This is a genomic window from Streptomyces sp. NBC_01450, assembly GCF_036227505.1.
GTDB lineage: Bacteria > Actinomycetota > Actinomycetes > Streptomycetales > Streptomycetaceae > Streptomyces.
Window position 1 is genome coordinate 8,816,609 of the sequence record NZ_CP109480.1, and the last position, 22,563, is coordinate 8,839,171.

Here is a 22,563-nt window from a genome sequence, read left to right on the forward strand (position 1 = left end):
GTCGCTCACATCTCGAACGACTCGTGATGGATGCGGCGGGCGGGAACCCCCGCGCCGCGCAGTGCTTCGTAGACCTGCTGCGCGAAGCCGGGCGGCCCGCACATGAAGACGTCGTGGCGGTCGATGTCCGGCAGCTTGCGGCTCAGCGTCTCCGCCGAGATGTCCGGACGCTCTCCCTCGGGGCTGTTCACCGCATACATCAGCCGGGCCCCGCGCTCCTCGGCGATCGCCGCCAGCTCGTCCCACAGGGCCAGGTCCTGGGTGGTGTTGGCCCGGTAGAGCAGCGTCAGGTCGCCCGCCGAGCCGGGCAGCGTCTCGAACAGCGCCCGCATCGGAGTGATGCCGACCCCGCCCGCCACCAGCAGCACCTTGCCGCGGCTGCGCTTGCCCGCCGTCAGCGCCCCGTACGGGCCCTCGGCCCAGACCCGGGTGCCGGGACGCAGGTCGCGCAGCGCCGAGCTGTGGTCGCCGATCGCCTTCACCGTGATCCGCAGCATGTTGGGGCGGGGCGCCGCCGACAGCGAGTACGGGTGCGAGCTGAACCGCATGCCGGGCGCCAGGAAGCGCCAGCGGAAGAACTGCCCGGCCTCCGCGCCCATGCGGTGCAGCTTGCGCCCGCTGATCAGCACCGAGACGATCCCGGGGGTCTCCTCGATCACGGCCTCGACCCGCATCCGGTGCTTCAGGTTCAACCGGATCGGCGAGAGGACGCGGTACCAGATCACCAGGGCCGTCACCGACCCGTACAGCCCGTACCAGACCGTCTTCGCGGTCGGCTCGACGGCGAACTCGTTGCCCGTGGACAGCTGGTGCCAGAACGTCAGGAAGACGGCGGCGTAGGTGAGCAGGTGGATGTGGTACCAGGTGTCGTAGCCCATCCTGCGGCGCACCGGACCCATGGAGAGCAGGCTGATGAGGAACAGCAGACCGGTGCCGATCGCCGCCTTGCCCATGTCGGGCAGTTGGTTGACCGAGTCGATGGTCTGCTGGACGATGTCGCCGAAACTCTTGCCGGCCTGCAGCGCGTAGCCCCACATGATCAGCACGAGATGGGCCAGCACCAGACAGATCGTGTACCGGCCGCTCATGGCGTGCCAGCGCGCCACCCGGTCCGAGCCCACCCGGCGCTCCAGGGCGGGCACCCGCGCCATCTGCAGCACCACCAGCGCCATCAGATACCCCGCGAGCAGCCCGGTGATCCGGCCCGCGTTGAGGATCCTGCTGTTGTCGTCGGCGATGGACGGGGTGTTGTCCCACCAGAGCCAGATGACCCCGGCCGCACCCGCCCCGACAATGAGCAGCAGTGGCACGGCGGGTGAGCGTCGTGGGCGAATACGACGCATGGTCTGGCGCCGCGCGGCGCGGCCACCGGCGATCGTGGACACGGTTCCTCCGTGGTCGTCCGTGGGGACGGGGCTGAGGGAGAGGCCCCTGGACCAGAGATACGGCCCCCGACCGCCGTGCGTTCAGAGGCCTGCCGAGTCCAGTGCCGATTGGAGGGACTGCTTGTATCCGTCGCTGGTGTACGAGGCCCCTGAGACGGAGTCGATCGAGGCGCTCTGCGCTGCCAGCGCCTCCCTCCTGAGCTGGGGAAGGGCGTAACTGTTGATCTCCTGGTCCCGGGGGTTGTCCGAGGGGTAGGAGACCGCGGTCACATCGGTGATCTTGCCGTTCTTCAGCGTGATCCGCACCTGGACGGGGCCCCAGCGGGTCTGGACCGTGTCACCGGTGACGGTCTTGGTGCCGGCGCTCTTCGTGCTTCCGGGCGATGGTGTCCCGGAGGGCGCCTGGGACGCCTGGGACCGCGACGGCGACTGTCCGGCGGACGACGACGCCTGCGCCACGGTCGGCGGCGTGTGCGGCTTGAGCGACAGCAGCAGGACGAAACCGGTGACGGTGGTGGCGGCCGCCAGCATCACGCGGCGCAGCGGACGGTGCTTCTTCAGGGCGTGCAAGGCGGCCTCACAACTCGAACGACTCGTGGTGGATACGACGGTCGGAGACCCCGGCCGCGCGCAACGCTCCGTACAGGTCCCGCGCCATGGCGGGCGGACCGCACAGATAGACGTCGTGCCCGGCGAGATCGGGCACGGCCGCCCGCAGGGACTCGGCGGTGAACCGGGGGCGCGTCCCGTCGGCGCCGTTGACCGCGTACAGGACGCGCGCCCCGCGCCACTGCGCTATCGCCTCCAGCTCGGCGCCGAGCGCGAGGTCCTCGGTCGTACGGGCGCGATAGAGCAGCGTCACCTCGCCCGGCCCGCCCGGCAGTGACTCGAACAGGGCGCGCAGCGGTGTGATGCCGACGCCGCCCGCGATCAGCAGCACCTTGGAGGCGGTGCGCCGCTCGGCGGTCAGCGCTCCGTAGGGACCCTCCGCCCAGACCCGGGTACCGGGCCGCAGCAGCCCCACGGCGGCACTGTGGTCGCCGAGCGCCTTCACGGTGATCCGCATCCGGTCGGGGCGCGGCGGCGCCGACAGCGAGTACGGCGTCGAGGTCCACCGCATCCCGTCCGAGAGGAACCGCCAGCGGAAGAACTGCCCCGCCTCGGCCCCGAGTTCGCCCAGCCGCTCCCCGCACACGACGACGGAGAAGACGCCGGGCGCCTCGCGGTGTACGGACTCCACGCGCAGCCTGTGCCGCAGGTTGAGCCGCACCGGGGCGAGCAGCCGGAACCACACCACCAGCGCGGCCGTGCCCAGGTAGAGCACGTACCAGGCAGCCTGGGCGGCGGTGTTGCCCACGAAGTCCGAGCCCAGCGCGAACTGGTGGAAGAAGGTGAGGAACACGGCCGCGTACGTGAGCAGGTGCAGGTAGTACCAGAACTCGTGGCTGATCCGGCGGCGGGCCGCGCGCGCCGAGGTGATCCCGACCGCGAAGAGGATGATCGTGCCGATGGTGGCCTTGAGCATGTCCGGGTAGTCGAACACCACGCTCAGCGTCTCGTGCACGATGCCCGCCCCGTCCTGGGCGGCGTACCCGAAGAGGATCAGCGTGACGTGCGCCACCAGCAGGCTGACCGTGTACCGGCCGGCCATGGCGTGCCAGCGGGCCACCCGGTCGGAGCCGATCCGCCGCTCCAGGAGGGGCACCCGGGCCATCAGCGCCACGAGCACCGCGCAGCTGTAGCCGCACAGCAGCCCGGCGATCCGCCCGGCGTCCGTCAGCCACCCGGCGAGGCCCACCACCGACCCGGTGTCGTACCACCACAGGGCGACGACCGCGGCGGCCCCGGCCCAGAGCAGGGCCAGCAGGGGCCCGGCGGGCGAGGGGCGCGGTCGTCCGCGTCCGCGTGACGGGCGAGGGACCGCTGTCCGCTCGTACACCGTGGTCATATGTCCGTCCTTCCGGCTGTCCGGGAGGAAACAGTGCTTCGGCAACTTCTGAACAGCCTCTGAACGGGCTTCTTCGTCGCGGATTCACAGGAAACAGAGAGCGGCCCGTGCGGCGTACTCAGAGGAAACTCAGAGGTCGGAGGGGCGCCGCCCACTCCGGCGAGGGGTGATCCTGGAAGAGACATGAACACTCCCCGCTCCCGAGGCACCGGCCTGCCCGCGCTCACCCGTCCCGACGGCACCCCCGTACGTGTCCTCGTCGTGGACGACGACCCCGACCTGGCCGAGGTGCTCTCCGGCGCCCTGCGCTACGAGGGCTGGGAGGTCCGGACGGCGGGCGACGGGGCCTCGGCCGTCACCGAGGCACGCGAGCTGATGCCGGACGCCGTCGTCCTCGACGTGATGCTCCCGGACACCGACGGCTTCGCCGTGCTGCGCACCCTGCACACCGTGCGCCCGGAGGTCTGTGTGCTCTTCCTCACGGCGCGGGACGCAGTCGAGGACCGCATCGCGGGCATCACGGCGGGCGGCGACGACTACGTGACCAAGCCGTTCAGCCTGGAGGAGGTCGTCGCCCGGCTGCGCGGACTGCTGCGCCGCGCGGGCATGGCCCGGCAACTGGACGAGGGCCCGCGCCTGACCGTCGGCGACCTCGTGATGGACGAGGAGGCCCGCGAGGTGACCCGCGGCGGCGAGCTGGTCGAGCTGTCGCCCACCGAGTTCGAACTGCTGCGCTTCCTGATGCGCAACCCGCGCCGGGTGCTCAGCAAGGCGCAGATCCTCGACCGCGTCTGGTCGTACGACTTCGGCGGCCAGGCCCATGTCGTGGAGCTCTACATCTCGTACCTGCGCAAAAAGGTGGACGCGGGCCGCGAACCCATGATCCATACGGTGCGGGGCGCCGGGTACGTGCTCAAACCGGTGGCCGGACGATGAGGCGGCGCCGATGGCCATGGGTGCGGGCGGGCGTACGCCTGCTGCCGCGCCCCCGGACGATGCGGGCCCGGCTCACGGCCGGGCTCGTGGTGCTGCTCGCCGTCAGCTGCGCCGCCGTCGGTGTGGCCGCGGTGTACGAGCTGAACGGCTTCCTCACCGGCCGCCTCGACCAGCAGTTGCACGACGTGGGAGTGCGGTTCCCCGCGAGCCTGGAGCACGGCGCCGTCAAGCCGTCGGACCACGACGGCGACGAGCACGGCGACACCCGGCGGCAGAGCACCGGCACCTTCGGCGCGCGGCTGGTCGGCCGGGACGTGACCAACGCGGCGGTCGTGCCCTCCGGCCAGGACATCGCGGGCCTGAACGTGTCCTTGACCGCCTCCGACCAGCGGACCCTGGCCGGCATCCCCGCCGACGGCCACGCCCACACCGTCTGTCTGTCGGCGCTCGGCGACTACCGCGTGATGGCGGCGCGCGGACTGGACGGCGACGTCCTGATCACGGGACTGCCGATGGAACCGGTCCGGGCCGCCGTGCACCGCCTGGAGCTGGTCGCGGGCTGTGTCTTCGGGCTGGCCCTCGTGGTCGCCGGAGTCGCCGGAGCCTTGTGGGTGCGCTGGTCGCTGCGCCCCCTGAGCCGGGTCGCCGCGACCGCGACCCGGGTCAGCGAGCTGCCGCTCGCCAGCGGTGAGGTGGCGCTGCCGCCGCGCGCGCCCGAACAGGACCCGCGCAGCGAGGTGGGCCGCGTCGCCGGCGCGTTCAACAGGATGCTCGGCCATGTCGAGGACGCGCTGACCAAGCGGCACGCGAGCGAGGAACGGCTGCGCAGCTTCGCGGCCGACGCCAGCCATGAGCTGCGCACGCCCATCGCCTCGGTCCGCGGCCACGCCGAGCTTGCACTGCTGCACCCGGATCCGGTGCCGCCCAAGGTCACCCGAGCCCTCGAACGCATCGCCGCCGAGTCGGCGCGGATGGGCGAGATGGTCGACGACCTGCTTCTGCTCGCCCGCCTCGACGCGGGCCGCCCGTTGGAGCGCCTTCCCGTCGATCTCACCCACCTCGTCCTCGACTCGGTCACCGACGCCCGCGCCGCGGGCCCCGACCACCGCTGGACGCTGGAGCTGGCGGAGGAACCGGTCACGGTGACCGGCGACGCCCACCGCCTCCAACAGGTGTTGGCCAACCTGTTGGCCAACGCCCGTTGGCACACCCCCGTCGGGACCAACGTCACGGTGTCCCTGGAGACCGACGCCCAAACGGCCGTCGTGACGGTCCACGACGACGGTCCGGGAGTCCCGGAGGACGTCCAGCCCGGCGTCTTCGAACGCTTCACCAGAGCGGACCGCCGTCGTACCGGGGGCGCGGGCGGTGGTGCGGGCCTGGGGCTGTCCATCGTGGCGGCCGTGGTGGAGGCCCACGGCGGCACGGTCGCGCTGGAGAGCCGTCCGGGGGCGACCAAGTTCACGGTCCGATTGGACGCCACCCGCACCTAGTAGCGTGTCGCTGCTTAGGTATGGGCTGTTTGATTGAGAGGCTTGCGTCTGGCAGATTCCTCTCCCGCTCTGCCGGACAGGACTGGTGCGATGGGTTCGCAGAAGAAGAGGCCGGTGGTGCTGACCGCGCAGGACCGCGAGGAGTTGGTCCGGGTGACCACGACGGGGGTTCATCCGGCCTCGGTAATCAGGCGGGCGAGGGTGCTGCTCGCACTCGACACCTCTGCAGGCGGGATCGGCTCGCAGGAGGTGATCGCGGCCCGGCTCGGCGTCTCCGGTGAGACGTTGCGGCTGGTCGCCAAGCGTTTCACCGAAACCGGTGGCGATGTTCACGCCACCATCGCGCGGAAGAAGCGCGACCTCCCGCCGGTGCCCTCACCGGTGACCGGTGAGGTCGAAGCCCGGCTGATCGCGATGGCGTGCTCACAGCCACCCCAGGGCTATACCCGGTGGTCGCTGCGGCTGCTGGAGAAGCACGTCGCACTGGTCGAAGACATCCCCGATCTGGACCATTCCACCATCGGCCGGGTCTTAAAAAAACGGAACTGCGTCCTCACCTGAAGAAGTGCTGGACCATCCCACCACGGGCGAACGCGGAGTTCGCGGCCCGGATGGAAGACGTACTGGCCGTCTATGCCCGGCCCTATGACCCGGCACGTCCGGTCGTGTGCATGGACGAGAAGCCCTACCAGCTCCTCGGCCATGTCCGCGACCCGCTCCCGGCCCGCCCAGGTCACGACGCCTGCCAGGACAGCGAGTACATCCGCTGCGGCACGTGCTCGATCTTCGTATGGGTCGAACCCCTGCGCGGGTGGCGTCGAGTTCAGGCACTGTCCCAGAGGACCCGGATCGACTGGGCCGGCCAGGTCAGGCAGCTGCTGAGCGTGGACTACCCCGATGCCGAGACGGTTGTGCTGGTGATGGACAACCTCAACACCCACGGCATCGCCTCACTGTACGAGGCATTCGAACCAGAAGAGGCCTTCGCCCTGGCTCAGCGCCTCGAGATCCACCACACGCCCAAGCACGGGTCATGGCTCAACATCGCCGAGATCGAACTCTCCGCGCTGACCAGGCAATGTCTCGACCGCCGGATCGGCGACCTCGACACCCTCAACACCGAACTCTCAGCCTGGCAGAACGCCACCAACACCGACCAACGTCAGGTGGACTGGCAGTTCACCACCCACGACGCACGCATCAAACTGCGCCACCTCTATCCCAGGAATTAGCTGCGACAGTCTACTAGTAACGAGTGATCGCGGTCCCCCCACTCACCGTCCCGATCGCGATACGGGGCGCCCGCGCAGGATCGGCCCACCCGAGAACCCGCCGCATCGCGTCCTCCGACACCGACACACAACCAGCCGTCGCCCCAGCCCCGTTGACGTGCAGGAAGATCCCCGCCCCCCGCCCCCGCACGGGCCGCTCGTAGTTGAACCCCACGACGAGCGCGTACGCGTACTGCGCCTTGTACGCGATCAGATGCTCGGACTCGGACGCACGGCAGTCGGCCGGGCGCGGCTCGGTCCACCGGTTGTACGAACGGGAGTCGTTGTCCTGGCACCACCAGGACTCCTCCCGCACCCGCCGGTACGCGACCGAGGTGCCGGCCGGGGCGGTCTTGGTCCCGAAGGCGAACGGAAGGTCGTACAGCCCCGTGGGCGTCGTGTTCGAGCCCTGCTTGCGCGAGCCCCCTTCGGCCAGCCCCTTCACCCCGAAGCGCGCCGCCGCCGAACCGGCCTTCACCCAGTGCCCGTCACGCCGGTCCCACCAGGTGAGCGTGCCCGACGTCGAGTCCTCGCGGGGCGCCTGAGCCGTGATCAGCTGGCTGCCGCCGCCGGTGTCCGCCATCTGCTCGGGGAGGGCGGGCGGGTCGCTCGGGGCCAGGGCGAGGAGGGACACGGACGCGAGGGCGACGGCTGCGAGGCGCATGGCTCAGACCGTACGGGGCGGCAGCGGGAGCGGCAGCCCGGGTAGGCCGTCCAGGCTCGTCGCCACGTGGTCCTTCTTGGCGAAGTACTCGCTCAGAGAGGCGTCGTCCTCGCGCGCGAATCGCTTGGCGTGCAGGTCCCGGTCCGCGTCGTACGACATGAAGGGCACCGCGTAGCCGCAGGTGTCCCGGACGAGTTCGGCGGTCACGACGATGATCGCGCGCAGGCCGTGCAGGGTCGGGTCGATGTCCGGGAAGTGCGTGAGCAGTTCCTCGAAGCGGGGGTCGTCGCGGAAGACGGGTTCGCCGCGGCCGTGCACCCGGACGATGTTCGGCGGGCCCTGGAAGGCGCACCACATGAGGGTGATCCGGCCGTTCTCCCGGAGATGGGCGATCGTCTCCGCGTTGCTGCCGGCGAAGTCCAGATAGGCCACGGTGAGTTCGTCGAGGACGGCGAACGAGCCGGTGAGGCCCTTGGGGGAGAGATTGACCGTGCCGTCCCCGGACAGGGGTGCGGTCGCGGTGAAGAAGAGGGGCTGCGCCACGATGAACGAACGCAGCCTGCCGTCTATGCGCTCATAAGTCTTTCCCATGTCTAACGATTATCGGGCAAGGCCTTTCGTCTGTCTAAGGAATTCGGCGAAAGGCCGACGGAAGACCCGTGGCCGCTGTGCCCCGGCCGGCAGCCGGGGCGCAGCGGCCACGGGAGCCGTCACTCGTCGCGGGTGCGGGTCACTTGTTGAGCGTGCAGGTCGCGAGGGAGTCCAGACCCGTGGGCTTGGCCGCGGTGCGGCCGATGGAGATGGCGATGCGGTCGATGGTCGACTTCCGCTTGTCCGCGAGGGGGCCGAGGATCGCGTTCTGCACGAAGTTCGGTCCGCCCTGGCCGACGGTGTTCGCCAGTCGGGTGTTCGCCTCGGTGATCTGGGTGTTCAGGAGGGTGAGGTTGCGGGTGACCTCGGCCTGTGCGGAGGCGGGGATCGCGGGCAGCTTCGACGCCACGTCCGGGCAGGTGATGGTGCCGGCGGCGGTGGTGCTGCCCGTGTTCCCGGTGTTCCCCGTGTTGCCGGCCTGCTGGGTGGCCGTCGCGCTCGGGGCCGCGGTGGCCGCGGCGCCGCCCGTGTTCACGCCGTTCGCGTTCAGCGTGCAGGGCGCGAGCGAGTCGAGACCCGTCGGCTTGGCCGCGGTGCGGCCGATCGCGGTGGCGATGCGGTTGATCGTCGCCACGCGCTTGTCCTTGAGGGGGCCGAGGATCGCGTTCTGGACGAAGTTGGGGCCGCCCTGGCCGACGGTGTCGACGAGCCGCTTGTTGGCCTCGGCGATCTGGGTGTCCAGGAGGGTGAGGTTGCGGGTGACCTCGGCCTGCGCGGAGGCGGGGATCGCGGGCAGGCTCGGCGCGACGGCCGGGCAGTTCACGGTGCCCGGGGAGGTCGCGGCCTTGGTGGTGGCGTTCGTGCCGCTCTTGGACGTCTCCCCGGCCAAGGCGTTGCCTGCGATCACCGCTCCGGAGAGCACTACCGCGGCGGTGCCGCCGATCATCAGGACGCGGCGCTTGTTGTACTTCGGAAGGGCCCTGGACATGCGGAAGCCTCACTCGGGTCGGGGAATGGGGGCCGTCCGGTGGTCGTCCGGGCGGCCCGCTGCTCGTCGCGCCTCGGTCCACGAAGACCTCGGCGGCAAAAACCTCGGTGCAGAAGAACCTCGGTGTACGAAAACGCGGCGCCTGCGTTCGGGGAGAGGTACGAGAAAGCGCGTTCTTTCGTTCAAGCGCTCCCGAAGATTTCGTCTCGCGACCTTTGAGGGTGCCGTCCGGGCCCGTGGCCGCCGCGTCGGGGCGACCCGAGATTGACGAATCATGCGGACTACTGCATACTCATGCATAACAGCGAATGCAGTGTGAGGAGAAACCCGTGACCGAGCGCGTCGTACTCGCCTACTCAGGCGGTCTGGACACCTCCGTCGCCATCGGCTGGATCGCCGAGGAGACGGGCGCCGAGGTCATCGCCGTCGCGGTCGACGTCGGTCAGGGTGGCGAGGACCTGGACGTCATCCGCAAGCGCGCGCTCGCCTGCGGTGCCGTCGAGGCCGAGGTCGCGGACGCCAAGGACGAGTTCGCCGAGGAGTACTGCCTCCCGGCGATCAAGGCCAACGCCCTCTACATGGACCGCTATCCGCTGGTGTCGGCCCTCTCCCGGCCGACCATCGTCAAGCACCTCGTCGCCGCCGCCCACAAGCACGGCGCCACCACGGTCGCCCACGGCTGCACGGGCAAGGGCAACGACCAGGTGCGGTTCGAGGCCGGCATCGTCGCGCTCGCCCCCGACCTCAAGTGCATCGCCCCGGTCCGTGACTACGCGATGACCCGGGACAAGGCGATCGCCTTCTGCGAGGCGAAGAACCTCCCGATCGCGACGTCCAAGAAGTCCCCGTACTCCATCGACCAGAACGTCTTCGGGCGCGCGGTCGAGACGGGCTTCCTCGAGGACATCTGGAACGCGCCGATCGAGGACATCTACGAGTACACCTCGAACCCGGCCGAGGCCCGCGAGGCCGACGAGGTCGTCATCTCCTTCAAGGAGGGTGTCCCGGTCGCCATCGACGGCAGGCCCGTCACGGTCCTGCAGGCCATCCAGCAGCTCAACGAGCGCGCGGGCGGCCAGGGCATCGGCCGGATCGACATGGTCGAGGACCGGCTCGTGGGCATCAAGTCCCGCGAGGTGTACGAGGCCCCGGGCGCGATCGCGCTCATCACGGCCCACCAGGAGCTGGAGAACGTCACGGTCGAGCGTGAACTCGCCCGCTACAAGCGGCAGGTCGAGCAGCGCTGGGGCGAACTGGTCTACGACGGTCAGTGGTTCTCCCCGCTCAAGCGTGCCCTGGACGGCTTCATCAACGAGGCCAACCAGCACGTCAACGGCGACATCCGGATGACCCTGCACGGCGGCCGCGCGGTCGTCACGGGCCGGCGCTCCGAGACCTCGCTCTACGACTTCGACCTGGCGACGTACGACACGGGCGACACCTTCGACCAGGCCGCGGCCAAGGGCTTCATCGACATCTACAGCCTGTCGTCGAAGATCGCGGCCAAGCGCGACCTCGCGTAAGCAGTAGCGTGATTGCCGCCTCCCTGGCCGTCTCACGGCAGGGAGGCGGTCGCACATCCGACACATCCGAGGAGCACAGCAAGTGAGCAGCAACAGCGGTGACGTCCGGCTCTGGGGCGGCCGATTCGCCGACGGTCCCGCCGAGGCCCTGGCCAAGCTGTCCGCGTCCGTCCACTTCGACTGGCGGCTCGCGCCGTACGACATCGCCGGTTCGCGCGCCCACGCGCGCGTGCTGCACAAGGCGCACCTCCTCACGGACGACGAGCTGACCAGGATGCTCGCGGGCCTCGACCAACTCGAAGCGGACGTCGCCGACGGCTCCTTCGTCGGCACGATCGCCGACGAGGACGTCCACACGGCCCTGGAGCGGGGCCTGCTGGAGCGCCTCGGTCCCGACCTCGGCGGCAAGCTGCGCGCGGGCCGCTCCCGGAACGACCAGGTCGCGACGCTGTTCCGCATGTGCCTGCGCGACCACGCCCGTACGATCGGCGGTCTGATCGCCGACCTCCAGGACGCCCTGATCGGCCTGGCGGAGGCGCACCCGGACGTGGCGATGCCCGGCCGCACCCACCTTCAGCACGCCCAGCCGGTCCTCTTCGCCCACCATGTCCTCGCACACGTCCAGTCCCTGTCCCGGGACGCGGAACGCCTGCGCCAGTGGGACGAGCGGACGGCGGTCTCGCCGTACGGCTCCGGCGCGCTCGCGGGCAGCAGCCTCGGTCTTGACCCGGAGGCGGTGGCGAAGGACCTCGGCTTCGAGCACGGATCCGTCGCGAACTCGATCGACGGGACGGCGTCGCGTGACTTCGTCGCGGAGTTCGCCTTCATCACCGCGATGATCGGTGTGAACCTCTCCCGGATCGCCGAGGAGATCATCATCTGGAACACGAAGGAGTTCTCCTTCGTGACCCTGCACGACGCGTTCTCCACGGGCTCGTCGATCATGCCGCAGAAGAAGAACCCCGACATCGCGGAGCTGGCGCGCGGCAAGTCGGGCCGTCTGATCGGCAACCTGACGGGCCTGATGGCGACGCTCAAGGCGCTTCCGCTGGCGTACAACCGTGACCTCCAGGAGGACAAGGAGCCGGTCTTCGACTCCATCGACCAGCTCGAGGTCCTGCTCCCGGCCTTCACCGGGATGATGGCCACGCTGACCGTGCACCGCGAGCGCATGGAGGAGCTGGCCCCGGCCGGCTTCTCGCTCGCCACGGACATCGCCGAGTGGCTGGTCAAGCAGGGCGTGCCGTTCCGTGTCGCGCACGAGGTCGCGGGCGAGTGCGTCAAGGTCGCGGAGGCCGACGGCAAGGAGCTGAACGACCTCACCGACGAGCAGTTCGCGAAGATCTCCGCCCATCTCACCCCCGAGGTGCGCTCCGTCCTGAACGTCCCGGGCGCCCTCGCCTCCCGTGACGGCCGCGGCGGTACGGCACCCAGCGCGGTCGCGATCCAGCTCGCCGAGGTGAAGTCGGACGTGGCCGGGCAGCACGCGTGGGCCACGGCCAAGAAGAAGCAGTAGAAGAAGCAGTAGAAGAAGCCGTAAGGGAAGCGCCCCGTAGGGGGCGCGGGGGGCCGGGCGAGCAACCCCCACAATCCCGCACGCGCCGCATGACCGCACCGGCCGAGCTCTGAAACGAAGGTCATCGCGGGTTACGTTGGTCAGGAGCCGCACCGGAGCCGACCGAACGGAGCCCGCGATGCCCTTCGCCCGTCTCGCGACCGCCACGACGCCCACCTGTCACATCGGCCTGGGCCTCGCCGCCATCGGCCGCCCGGGTTACATCAACCTCGGCCGAGACCAGGACCTCGGAGAGAATCGCAGCGTCGAAACGCTGCGCGAGCGCACCCACGAACTCCTCGACGCCGCCTATGCCCAGGGCGTGCGCTACTTCGACGCGGCCCGCTCCTACGGCCGCTCCGAGGAGTTCCTCGCCGGCTGGCTGAAGAGCCGGCCGGACGTCGACGACGTGGTCATCGGCAGCAAGTGGGGCTACACGTACACCGCGGACTGGACCACCGACGCAGAGAAGCACGAGGTCAAGGACCACACCCTCGCCACCTACGAGCGACAGCGCGCCGAGACGGCCGAACTGCTCGGTGACCGGCTCGACCTCTACCAGATCCACTCGGTGACCCCGGACAGCCCGGCCCTCACCGACAAGGAACTCCACGCGAAGCTCGCCGAGGCGGCCGCCCAGGGTCTCTCGATCGGCTTCTCCACCAGCGGGCCCGCCCAGGCCGACGCCATCCGCGCCGCGCTCGCCGTGACGGTCGACGGCGAGCCCCTCTTTCGTACGGTCCAGTCCACGTACAACGTCCTGGAGACCTCGGCGGCTCCCGCCCTCGCCGAGGCGCACGACGCCGGGCTCACGGTGATCGTCAAGGAGGGCATGGCCAACGGCCGCCTGGCCGCCGAGCACGCGCCGGACGCGGTGCGGGCGATTGCCGAGGAGACGGGTCTCGGCGCCGACGCCGTCGCCCTCGCACTGGTCCTGCGGCAGCCCTGGGCCGGAGTCGTCCTCTCCGGCGCGGCCACCACCGCCCAGCTCGCGTCGAATCTGCACGCGGCGGTCATCGACCTGGACGAGGACCAGCTGACCCGCCTCGCCGCGCTCGCCGAGGACCCGCTCGTGTACTGGGAGCGGCGCGGGCAGCTGCCCTGGCACTGAGCACGGCGAAAGACTCAAGCACCGCAAAAGATGGCAAAACGCGACGCACGTGAGACTCGCATGCCCCTCATGAGACAGAGATGTCTCACATGGAGTACGCTTGTCTCATGGCCGTCGACCGTGACCACGTGCTGCGCAGCGCAGCCGCCCTGCTCACCCGTAGATCCACCGCCACCATGGACGAGGTCGCCAAGGCGGCCGGGATCAGCCGGGCCACGCTGCACCGCCAGTTCGCCGGGCGGGACGCGCTCGTCCGGGCGCTGGAGGCCCTCGGTATCGAGGAGTGCGAGGCGGCCTTGGAGGCCGCCCGCCTCGACGAGGGCACCGCTCAGGAAGCCCTGCGCCGCCTGGTGAAGGAGCTCGAACGGGTGGCCGGGCTGCTCGCCTTCCTCTACACCGAGAACCAGCTGTTCGAGGGCGAGGGGCAGAACGAGGGCTGGGCCCGGCTCGATGCCCGGATGGCCGCCCTGTTCCGGCGCGGCCAGGAGGGCGGCGAGTTCCGCATCGACCTCAGCCCCGCCTGGCTCACCGAGGCGCTCTACGGGCTCATGGCCTCGGGCGCGTGGGCCGTGACCGAGGGCCGGGTCGCCGCCAAGGACTTCCACTACATGATCGTCGAGCTGCTGCTCGGCGGCGCACTACGGAGAGAGTGATCATGACCAGCACCCTGCAGCCGGCGTCGACGGCGGAGGTGGAGAAGCGTCCGGGCCGTTGGCTCGCGCTCTGCGTCCTCGTCCTCGCCGTGCTGTTGGTGGCCGTCGACGCGACTGTACTGGGTCTCGCGACCCCTTACATCAGCGAGGACCTGAAGCCCTCCGGCACCCAACTCCTGTGGATCGGTGACGTCTACTCGTTCGTCATCGCCGGTCTGCTCGTCTCCATGGGCAGCCTCGGTGACCGCATCGGCCGCAAGAAGCTGCTGCTGATGGGCGCCACGGCGTTCGGCGCGATATCGATGCTCAACGCGTACGCGACGAGCCCGGAGACGATGATCCTGGCGCGGGCGCTGCTCGGCGTCGCGGGCGCGACCCTGATGCCCGCCACACTCGCCCTCATCCGCAACCTCTTCCACGACCCGCGCGAGCGCAGCCTCGCGATCGGCATCTGGGGCGCCACGGCCTCCGCCGGTACGGCGGTCGGGCCCGTTGTCGGCGGCTTCCTGCTCGAACACTTCTGGTGGGGTTCGGTCTTCCTCATCAACGTGCCCGTGATGCTGATCCTCGTCCCCGTCGGCATCAAGCTGCTGCCCGAGTCCCGCAACCCGAACCCCGGCCCCTGGGACCTGGCCAGCGTCGTGCTCTCCCTCGTCGGCATGATCGGCATCGTGTACGCGGTGAAGGAGGCCGCCACACACGGGTTCACCTGGGAGCCGACGGCCGTCGGCCTGCTCGGCGTCGGCGCTCTCCTCGGCTTCGTACGCCGTCAACTCGCGATGCCCGTACCGCTGCTGGACATGCGGCTGTTCCGCAACCGGGGTTTCTCGGCGGCGGTGCTCGCCGATCTGCTGACCGTCTTCGGCCTGTCCGGGCTGGTCTTCTTCCTGTCCCAGTTCCTGCAACTCGTGCAGGGCAGGCCGCCGTTCCAGGCGGGGCTCGCCGAACTGCCCGCCGCCATCGGCGCGGTGGGAGCCGGTCTGATCGCGGGCTCGGTCGCGCGCAGCTACTCGGTCCGCGCCGTGGTCTCCGGTGGTCTCGCCGCCGTGGGCCTCGCGCTCGGCGTGCTCACCTTGTTGGAGCAGTCCACCGGGTACTCGGTGCTCGGCTCGGCGCTCCTGATCGTGGGCGTCGGCGCGGGCTTCTCGTTCACCGTCACCGCCGACGTGATCCTCTCCAGCGTGCCCAAGGAGCAGGCCGGAGCCGCGTCCGCGGTATCCGAGACGGCGTACGAGCTCGGCGCCGCCCTGGGCATCGCCCTGCTCGGCTCCATCGTCACCGGCGTCTACGCGGGCTTCACCGGTCCCGCGGGCACCCCGGCCGGGGCCCACGAGTCGCTGGGCGGCGCGGTGGAGGCGGCGGCGACCCTGCCCACCCACACCTCGGAGGCCCTGCTGACCGCGGCCCGTACATCCTTCGTGGACGGCCTGGCACTGGCGTCCGGCATCGGAGCGGCGGTACTGCTCGCCACGGCGGCAGCGGCATGGTTCCTGCTGAAGGGCCAGGAACTGGAAAACGCGGGTGAGGAGACGCCCCGATAGGGGCGCGGGGCTGTGACATCGTGCGGCTCCGCCGCGTGGGCGCGACCAGCCACAACGCACCCGCACCCGAGATACGGCCGAACCGCCGGAGGCGCTACGCGGCCTTGGCCTTCGTGGCGTACATGTCCACGTACTCCTGCCCCGACAACCGCATGACCTCGGTCATCACGGAGTCGGTCACGGCCCGCAGCACATAACGGTCACGGTCCATGCCTTCGTACCGCGAGAACTCCATCGGCTCACCGAAGCGGAGCGTCACCCGGCCGGGCCGCGGGAACCCGGCCCCACCGGGCTGGACCTTGTCCGTGCCGATGATGGCGAACGGGATCACGGGCGCGCCGGTCATCAGGGCCAGCCGGGCGATGCCGGTACGACCGCGGTAGAGCCGGCCGTCGGGGGAGCGGGTGCCCTCCGGGTAGATGCTGAAGACCTTGCCCTCCTCCAGCACCCGGCGGCCGGTCATCAGCGCCGCGACACCGCCGCGGCCGCCGTCACGGTCGACGGGGATCATCCCGGTGCCGGTGAAGAACCAGGCCATCAGCCGACCCTTGATGCCCTTGCCGGTGACGTACTCGTCCTTGCCGATGAAGAAGACCTGGCGGTCGCAGAAGAGCGGCATGATCATCGAGTCGATGAACGTGAGGTGGTTGCCGGCCAGGATGACCGGACCGTCGCCCGGGATGTGCTCCACGCCTTCCACCCGTGGGCGGAACATCAGGCGCATGATCGGTCCGAGCACTGCCTTGATGAGCGCGAAGCGGGACAACGGGCCCTCCGGTGTCAAGGGATCGGTATGAAGTATGTGCAGGTGAGGACGATACTCGCGGCCCCCCGGTGATTGCACATCGGGTTCACCGACTGGATACGGACTGTTGACCAATGTTTACCTGAGGTGGCGGGCCGTTGCGTGTTCGTCACACGAACGGAAGCATGTGACGTATCTCGCCGCGGCTTCGGCCGCCACGCCGAACGAGTCGCACAGGTTGACCGGGTCGCACGTCTTGCCGGCCTGCGCGACGCCCGCGGACGCGCCCACGCGGCGCAGCACCTCAGCGACTCCGGGGCCGTCGGCGCCGTCCGGGACCGGGACCCCGGCATCGGCAGCCTCTGACCGCTCACCCAGGGCGCGTACCCACCGCCGTCACCCCGAAACTGACGGACCGACAGTCTCCTTGTTCCGTACGACATCCAGCGGCACCCACGTGTTCCGCCGCAGGTCTCCCTCCCGTCACGCAAGGGAACCTACGATCGACCCGCTTTGACAGGTACGGGGCGGTACGGCGGGAGGAACGCTCATGGGGACGCAGGGGACGCAGGGGACGCAGGGGACACCGGAGTCGCGGGAGCCGAACGGGCAGGGCCGGGGCACGGCGCGACGCGCACTGCTCGGGGCCGCGGTGCTCGGCGCGGGCGGAGCGGTCCTCGGGCTGCCGGGTGCGGCGAGAGCCGACGAGCGGCACGGGAGCGGCGGGCACGGCGGCTACAAGAGCCTGCCCAAGCCGACCGTCATCGGGCACCGGGGCGCCAGCGGCTACCGGCCCGAGCACACCTTCGGCTCGTACCAGCTGGCCCTCGACATGGGCGCCGACGTCATCGAGGCCGGTGACCTGGTACCCACCAAGGACGGTCACCTCGTCTGCCGGCACGAGCCCGAGATCGGCGGCACCACCGACGTGTCGGCGCACCCCGAGTTCGCCGACCGCAAGACCACCAAGACCCTCGACGGCGTCCCCACCACGGGATGGTTCACCGAGGACTTCACCCTCGCCGAGCTGAAGACCCTGCGGGCCGTCGAGCGCATCCCCGCCAACCGCCCGCACAACACGCTCTACAACGGCCGTTGGGAGATACCCACCTTCGAAGAGGTGCTCCACTGGCAGGACGAGCAGACCCGCAAGCGTGGCAAGCAGGTCTGGATCTACCCCGAGACCAAGCACCCCACCTACTTCCGGGCGCTGGGCCTCGGCCTGGAGGAGCGCCTCGCCAAGGTGCTCCGAAAGCACGGCAAGGACAAGAAGAACTCGCCGGTCATCATCCAGTCCTTCGAGCCGACCAGCATCCAGCGCCTCGACAAGCTGGTCGACAACCCGCTCGTCGTACTGCTCTCCGCCGCGAACACCCGCCCCTGGGACTTCGTCGCGGCGGGTGACCCGCGCACCGTCGCCGACCTCGTCAAGCCCGAGGGCCTGAAGTGGCTGGCCTCGTACGCGCAGGGCATCGGCCCCACGCTGGACCTGGTCATCCCCAAGGACGCGAACGGCGCCCTCACCACGCCGACCACGCTGGTCGCCGACGCGCACCGCGCGGGCCTGATCCTGCACCCGTACACGATGCGCAACGAGAACACCTTCCTGCCCGCGAACTTCCGGCAGGGCACCGACCCGAACGCCTACGGCGACGCCTTCGGCGCCTTCAAGACCTACTTCGCCACGGGTATCGACGGCGTCTTCTCCGACAACGCGGACACCGCGCTGCTCGCCCGCGAGGACTTCGTCAACGGATGATCCACTCACCCCGATGGGGTGACAGTCGCCCGCCCCGGCAACCCCCTGCCGGGGCGGCGGCGTCCCGGCGCATATGACCCACGAGATGGTTTCCACGCTGCGTCCGCTGCTCGCCGCCGAGGCCTCGGCGGAGGCATATGCGTCCGGGACCGAGCAGAGCGACCTCGAACAGGCCGTCTGGTTGCGCCTTCTGGAGCGCCTCGACTCGGACGGGCCGCCCGTCGACCCGCAGGGCTGGTTGCGCCGCGCCGTGCGCTCCGAGGTCCGCCGCACCCGCCGCACGGCCCGTCATGAACGGCCGTACCTCTCCGAACCCGCGGACGAGAGCGGACCGGGCCCCGAACAGCAGGTGATGACCGCCGACAGCCGGCGCGCCCTGCACGACGCGGTCCGGCGGCTGCCGGGCCGCTGCCCGAGCCTGATGGCGGCACTGCTCTCCCCGAAGGACCTCACCTATCGGGAGATCGCAGGCGAGTTGGGTATCTCACAGGGCAGTTTGGGTCCGGAACGTTCCAGATGCCTGGGATGTCTGCGTCGATTGCTCTCCCCGGTGGTTGCGGCCCGTGAACCGCGGGGATAGGAGTGGGGGACGACCGGTGGAACAGGTGAGCGGGAGGCATGCACACATGGGCATGAGCGTGACCATCTCGGGGGCGACCGAGCAGGACGCAGAGCAGATCCTCAAGCTGCAGTACCTCTGCTACCAGAGCGAGGCCGAGCTGTACGGGGACTACGGCATCGAGCCGCTCACGCAGCCGCTCGACTCCCTCAGGGCGGAGTTGGCGGGCGGTACGGTCCTGGTGGCCCGGCTGGGCGAAGAGGTGGTGGCCTCGGTCCGCGGAGCCGTGGACCCGGACGGCACGGCTCGTATCAACAAGCTCATCGTCCACCCGCGTATGCAGCGCCACGGCCTGGGCGGGCGGCTGCTCGCCGCGATCGAGGCCAAGCTCGCGGCGGACGGCGCGGCCAAGTCCTTCCAGCTCTTCACCGGCCACCGCAGCGACCGCAATCTGCGGATGTACCGCAAGCACGGCTACGCGCAGGTCTCCACGGAGCGCGTCGACGAGCGGCTCACCCTGGTGACCCTGCAGAAGGGCGCCGACGCGGGCGCGTTCGTGACCAGCGCCTGACGAGCGCCCATGACACGGGCCCGGGCTGCGGGCCCGGGCTACGCCGACCTGTCGGCCGTACGCGCCTTGCGCAACCAGTACATGGCCGACAGCGGCAGCAGTACCGGGATGAACAGATAGCCGATCCCGTAGTCCGACCACACGGTGGTGTCGGGGAAGGCGGACGGCTCGACCAGCGTCCAGGTCCCGACGATCAGTACGCCCGCGAGCTCGGCGGCGCAGCACACCAGCGCCGCCCTGCGGGCCGTTTCGCCGCCGCGCACGAGTGAGTACGTGATGAAGCCGTAGACGAGGCCCGCGACCGCCGACAGCGAGTAGGCGAGCGGGGCCTTGTCGAAGTCCGTCGAGATCTGGACGGCGGAGCGCGACACGGCGCCGACGACCATCACGCCGTACAGCCAGAGCAGCAGCATGCCGGGGCCGCTGATCAGCCGGGTGCGCTGCTTCTTCGGACCCTCCCGATTCTCCTGAGGCGCGGGCCCGTTCTCCTCCGTGGCCGTCATCTCAGCCTCCCCAGATGTCATAGAGCCGCACCTCCAGTACGGCGAGGACGACACCGCCGGCCGCCACCGTGATCGATCCCCAGCGGGTGCGCTCCGCCAGCGACATGAAGCCCGCGGCCGGAATGCACGCGAAGGCACCGAGCAGATACGCCACGAAGATCGTCGTGCCCTGGTCGGGCTTCTCGCCGCGCGCCAGCTGCACGATGCCGACCACCAGCTGGACCACGGCGAGCAGCGTCACCACGGCCATGCCGATGAAGTGCCAGTCCTTGGTGGGCTGATCACGGTAGGCGGCCCAGCCGCACCAGGCGGCGAGCGCGAGCGCGGCGACGGCGGTCGCGACCGTCAGGGCAACAAGCATGCCGTGACCCTATTACGGGCCAAAAGGCCCGCTGCCCTCGCCCCCGGCCCGCCGCCCGTGGCCGACCGCCGTGGCGTTGGCCACAGCCCATGGGGCGTCCGAGCCGGACGCGGACCTCGTGGTGAAGGACCCGAAGGACCTCTCGGCCCTGTCCGCGCTGGTCACAGGCGGGAGAGCGGAGGTCTCCACCCACGGCCGAGAAGTGTCCATCACTGTCCGCATTGCGGACAGAGGTTCCGGGTCCCGCCTGTGCGTCTGCTTTACTTGATCCCATGACCACGACGAGCAACCGCATCCTTGCGACCGAGGCGACCATGACGCCCGGTGCTCGTTGTATGTGTCGAATGTGCGCCTTCTAGAGGGCCCCCGCACCACCGCCCCGTCTCGCGCCCCGAAGCGAGACAGCCGTGCGCTGTCCGTACCCCGTACGTGAGCGGCGCCGCCCCGCGCGCATGTTCTCCCCCGGATTCATCCGGTTCCATCGCCACCGCGAGAACCGTGTCGCGTTCCCGACCGAATGCACCCGTGCCGGCGCACACCCGCGCCCCGCACTCGACAGTGACGGAAACCCCAGTGATCACGACAACGGGCCTCACCAAGGTCTACCGCTCGCGCGGCCGTGAAGTGACCGCCCTCGACGGCGTCGATCTGCACGTCCGCGAAGGGGAGGTATACGGCGTCATCGGCCAGTCCGGCGCCGGCAAGTCCTCCCTCATCCGCTGCGTCAACCTCCTGGAGCGTCCCACCGCCGGCACGGTCACCGTCGCCGGACAGGACCTCACGGCGCTCGTCGGCCGCGGCCCGCGCGCCGGCAAGGAGCTCCGCCAGGCGCGCAGCCGCATCGGCATGGTCTTCCAGCACTTCAACCTGCTGTCCTCGCGCACCGTCCAGGACAACGTCGAGCTGCCGCTGGAAATCCTTGGCTTGTCAGGGAAGGAACGTTCTTCCAAGGCACTTGGACTCCTTGACCTGGTCGGCCTCTCCGACAAGGCCAAGGCCTACCCGGCCCAGCTCTCCGGCGGCCAGAAGCAGCGCGTCGGCATCGCCCGCGCCCTGGCCGGCGACCCCAAGGTGCTGCTCTCCGACGAGGCCACCAGCGCCCTCGACCCCGAGACCACCCGCTCGATCCTCCAACTGCTGCGCGACCTGAACCGGCAGCTGGGTCTGACCGTCCTGCTCATCACCCACGAGATGGACGTCGTCAAGACGATCTGCGACTCGGCCGCGCTCATGGAGAAGGGCCGCATCGTCGAGTCCGGCACCGTCAGCGAACTGCTCGCGACCCCCGGCTCCGAACTCGCCGGGGCGCTCTTCCCGGTGAGCGGCGAGCCGTCCGGCGACGACCGCACCGTCATCGACGTCACCTTCCACGGCGAGGCCGCCACCCAGCCCGTCATCTCGCAGCTCTCGCGCACGTACAACATCGACATCTCGATCCTCGGCGCCGCGATGGACACCGTCGCCGGCAAGCAGGTCGGCCGGATGCGCATCGAACTGCCCGGCCGCTACGAGGAGAACGTCGTGCCGATCGGATTCCTGCGTGAGCAGGGCCTGCAGATCGAGATCCAGGGCCAGCAGCCCGTACTCGTGCAGGACGGTGCCAAGTGACCTGGTCGGAGATGCAGCCCCTGCTGTCCCAGGCGTGTTGGGACACGCTCTACATGGTCGGCTGGTCGACGCTCATCGCGATCGTCGGCGGTCTGCCGCTCGGCGTTCTGCTCGTCCTGACCGACCGCGGCGGACTCCTGCAGAACGTCCTCGTGAACAAGGTCATCGGGCAGGTCGTGAACATCGCCCGCTCGCTGCCGTTCATCATCCTGATGGTCGCGCTGATGAACTTCACGCGCACGATCACGGGAACGACCATCGGACGCGAGGCCGCGATCGTGCCGCTCGCCGTCGGCGCGATCCCGTTCTTCGCGCGCCTGGTCGAGACGGCGGTCCGCGAAGTGGACGGCGGTCTCGTCGAGGCCGTGCAGTCCATGGGCGGCAACACCTGGACCGTCGTGCGCAAGGTGCTCGTACCGGAGTCGCTGCCGTCGCTGATCTCCTCCGCGACCACCACGATCGTCGCCCTCATCGGTTACTCGGCGATGGCCGGCACCGTCGGCGCCGGCGGACTCGGCGACATCGCCATCCGCTACGGCTACCAGCGCTTCGAGACCGGACTGATGTGGATCACCGTGGCGATCCTCGCGGTCGTCATCTCCCTCATCCAGTTCGCCGGCGACTACGCGGCCCGCACCCTGCACCGGCGCGGCGCCCACTCCGGCGCCGCACCGAAGCTGCGGCTGCTGAAGGCCAAGGAGCCCGCCGCCGCGGAGGTCGGCGAGGTCGCCTGAGACCGCCCGAACACCCCCTTCTGCTTCTCCCCCCACCCGCAGATTTCCCCGTGACCACCCACCA

At 70.0% G+C, this 22,563-nt stretch carries 23 protein-coding genes; 14 read left to right on the forward strand and 9 right to left on the reverse strand.

Annotated features, from left to right (window positions below; all coding sequences use genetic code 11):
* Positions 1-5: 5 nt before the first annotated feature.
* The 3 genes from OG568_RS39200 to OG568_RS39210 all read right to left on the reverse strand — a co-directional run bounded on the left by OG568_RS39200 (position 6) and on the right by OG568_RS39210 (position 3,333).
* Positions 6-1,343, reverse strand: coding sequence for a ferredoxin reductase family protein (locus tag OG568_RS39200; protein WP_329536578.1), 1,338 nt, complete (start codon positions 1,341-1,343; stop codon positions 6-8).
* Between the two features lie 123 nt (positions 1,344-1,466).
* Complete coding sequence (locus OG568_RS39205) at positions 1,467-1,955, reverse strand: FMN-binding protein (protein WP_327136719.1); 489 nt, start codon at positions 1,953-1,955, stop codon at positions 1,467-1,469.
* 7 nt (positions 1,956-1,962) lie between these two features.
* Positions 1,963-3,333 carry a ferredoxin reductase family protein gene (locus OG568_RS39210; protein ID WP_329534952.1) on the reverse strand — a complete coding sequence of 457 codons (1,371 nt, stop codon included), beginning with the start codon at positions 3,331-3,333 and terminating at the stop codon, positions 1,963-1,965.
* A gap of 183 nt (positions 3,334-3,516) precedes the next feature.
* Here OG568_RS39210 and OG568_RS39215 point away from each other — a divergent pair, with 183 nt between their 5' ends.
* The 4 genes from OG568_RS39215 (at position 3,517) to OG568_RS39230 (ending at position 6,994) form a co-directional block, all read left to right on the forward strand.
* Positions 3,517-4,269: a response regulator transcription factor gene (locus OG568_RS39215; RefSeq protein ID WP_266416137.1), complete on the forward strand. Its 753-nt coding sequence runs from the start codon at positions 3,517-3,519 to the stop codon at positions 4,267-4,269.
* Positions 4,266-5,762: a sensor histidine kinase gene (locus OG568_RS39220; protein ID WP_329534953.1), complete on the forward strand. Its 1,497-nt coding sequence runs from the start codon at positions 4,266-4,268 to the stop codon at positions 5,760-5,762. The genes OG568_RS39215 and OG568_RS39220 overlap by 4 nt, the downstream gene beginning before the upstream one ends.
* 90 nt (positions 5,763-5,852) lie before the next feature.
* Positions 5,853-6,323, forward strand: a complete 471-nt coding sequence (locus OG568_RS39225; protein WP_266624875.1) for a helix-turn-helix domain-containing protein — start codon at positions 5,853-5,855, stop codon at positions 6,321-6,323.
* Positions 6,212-6,994, forward strand: a complete 783-nt coding sequence (locus tag OG568_RS39230; RefSeq protein ID WP_329534954.1) for an IS630 family transposase — start codon at positions 6,212-6,214, stop codon at positions 6,992-6,994. The genes OG568_RS39225 and OG568_RS39230 overlap by 112 nt, the downstream gene beginning before the upstream one ends.
* 13 nt (positions 6,995-7,007) lie before the next feature.
* Here the strand turns inward: OG568_RS39230 and OG568_RS39235 are convergent, their stop codons facing one another.
* From OG568_RS39235 to OG568_RS39245, 3 genes are all read right to left on the reverse strand, one after another.
* Entirely contained in the window at positions 7,008-7,697 is a 690-nt protein-coding gene (locus tag OG568_RS39235; RefSeq protein ID WP_329534955.1) for a L,D-transpeptidase family protein, read from the reverse strand.
* 3 nt (positions 7,698-7,700) lie between these two features.
* Positions 7,701-8,288 carry a pyridoxamine 5'-phosphate oxidase family protein gene (locus OG568_RS39240; RefSeq protein WP_329534956.1) on the reverse strand — a complete coding sequence of 196 codons (588 nt, stop codon included), beginning with the start codon at positions 8,286-8,288 and terminating at the stop codon, positions 7,701-7,703.
* 139 nt (positions 8,289-8,427) lie between these two features.
* Entirely contained in the window at positions 8,428-9,276 is an 849-nt protein-coding gene (locus OG568_RS39245; RefSeq protein WP_329534957.1) for a hypothetical protein, read from the reverse strand.
* 329 nt (positions 9,277-9,605) lie between these two features.
* On the opposite strand from OG568_RS39245, the gene OG568_RS39250 reads away from it, so the two are divergent.
* From OG568_RS39250 to OG568_RS39270, 5 genes are all read left to right on the forward strand, one after another.
* Positions 9,606-10,799 carry an argininosuccinate synthase gene (locus OG568_RS39250; protein ID WP_266416146.1) on the forward strand — a complete coding sequence of 398 codons (1,194 nt, stop codon included), beginning with the start codon at positions 9,606-9,608 and terminating at the stop codon, positions 10,797-10,799.
* A gap of 82 nt (positions 10,800-10,881) precedes the next feature.
* Positions 10,882-12,315: an argininosuccinate lyase gene (gene argH, locus OG568_RS39255; protein ID WP_266416148.1), complete on the forward strand. Its 1,434-nt coding sequence runs from the start codon at positions 10,882-10,884 to the stop codon at positions 12,313-12,315.
* A 178-nt stretch (positions 12,316-12,493) separates the two neighbouring features.
* A complete protein-coding gene (locus OG568_RS39260) occupies positions 12,494-13,465 on the forward strand; it encodes an aldo/keto reductase (protein ID WP_329534958.1) in 972 nt (323 codons plus the stop codon).
* Between the two features lie 107 nt (positions 13,466-13,572).
* A complete protein-coding gene (locus tag OG568_RS39265; RefSeq protein WP_329534959.1) occupies positions 13,573-14,118 on the forward strand; it encodes a TetR/AcrR family transcriptional regulator in 546 nt (181 codons plus the stop codon).
* A 2-nt stretch (positions 14,119-14,120) separates the two neighbouring features.
* On the forward strand, positions 14,121-15,659 hold the full coding sequence (locus OG568_RS39270) for an MFS transporter (protein ID WP_329534960.1): 1,539 nt from the start codon (positions 14,121-14,123) through the stop codon (positions 15,657-15,659).
* 94 nt (positions 15,660-15,753) lie between these two features.
* On the opposite strand, the gene OG568_RS39275 is transcribed toward OG568_RS39270, so the two are convergent.
* Positions 15,754-16,443, reverse strand: a complete 690-nt coding sequence (locus tag OG568_RS39275; protein ID WP_190169756.1) for a lysophospholipid acyltransferase family protein — start codon at positions 16,441-16,443, stop codon at positions 15,754-15,756.
* 511 nt (positions 16,444-16,954) lie between these two features.
* Between OG568_RS39275 and OG568_RS39280 the strand changes: the two genes are divergently transcribed.
* From OG568_RS39280 to OG568_RS39290, 3 genes are all read left to right on the forward strand, one after another.
* Positions 16,955-18,163, forward strand: coding sequence for a glycerophosphodiester phosphodiesterase (locus OG568_RS39280; protein ID WP_329534961.1), 1,209 nt, complete (start codon positions 16,955-16,957; stop codon positions 18,161-18,163).
* Positions 18,164-18,236: 73 nt separating this feature from the next.
* Entirely contained in the window at positions 18,237-18,743 is a 507-nt protein-coding gene (locus OG568_RS39285; protein WP_329534962.1) for an RNA polymerase sigma factor, read from the forward strand.
* 46 nt (positions 18,744-18,789) lie between these two features.
* Positions 18,790-19,293 carry a GNAT family N-acetyltransferase gene (locus tag OG568_RS39290; RefSeq protein WP_266416167.1) on the forward strand — a complete coding sequence of 168 codons (504 nt, stop codon included), beginning with the start codon at positions 18,790-18,792 and terminating at the stop codon, positions 19,291-19,293.
* Between the two features lie 38 nt (positions 19,294-19,331).
* On the opposite strand, the gene OG568_RS39295 is transcribed toward OG568_RS39290, so the two are convergent.
* Positions 19,332-19,817 carry a hypothetical protein gene (locus tag OG568_RS39295; RefSeq protein ID WP_443075332.1) on the reverse strand — a complete coding sequence of 162 codons (486 nt, stop codon included), beginning with the start codon at positions 19,815-19,817 and terminating at the stop codon, positions 19,332-19,334.
* Positions 19,798-20,157 carry a hypothetical protein gene (locus tag OG568_RS39300; protein ID WP_266416169.1) on the reverse strand — a complete coding sequence of 120 codons (360 nt, stop codon included), beginning with the start codon at positions 20,155-20,157 and terminating at the stop codon, positions 19,798-19,800. Before OG568_RS39300 ends, OG568_RS39295 begins: the two co-directional genes overlap by 20 nt.
* A gap of 573 nt (positions 20,158-20,730) precedes the next feature.
* Here OG568_RS39300 and OG568_RS39310 point away from each other — a divergent pair.
* Positions 20,731-21,765: a methionine ABC transporter ATP-binding protein gene (locus OG568_RS39310; RefSeq protein WP_329534963.1), complete on the forward strand. Its 1,035-nt coding sequence runs from the start codon at positions 20,731-20,733 to the stop codon at positions 21,763-21,765.
* Positions 21,762-22,499 (forward strand): methionine ABC transporter permease, encoded by a 738-nt coding sequence (locus OG568_RS39315; RefSeq protein WP_329534964.1) that lies wholly within the window; start codon positions 21,762-21,764, stop codon positions 22,497-22,499. The genes OG568_RS39310 and OG568_RS39315 overlap by 4 nt, the downstream gene beginning before the upstream one ends.
* Positions 22,500-22,563: the final 64 nt, after the last annotated feature.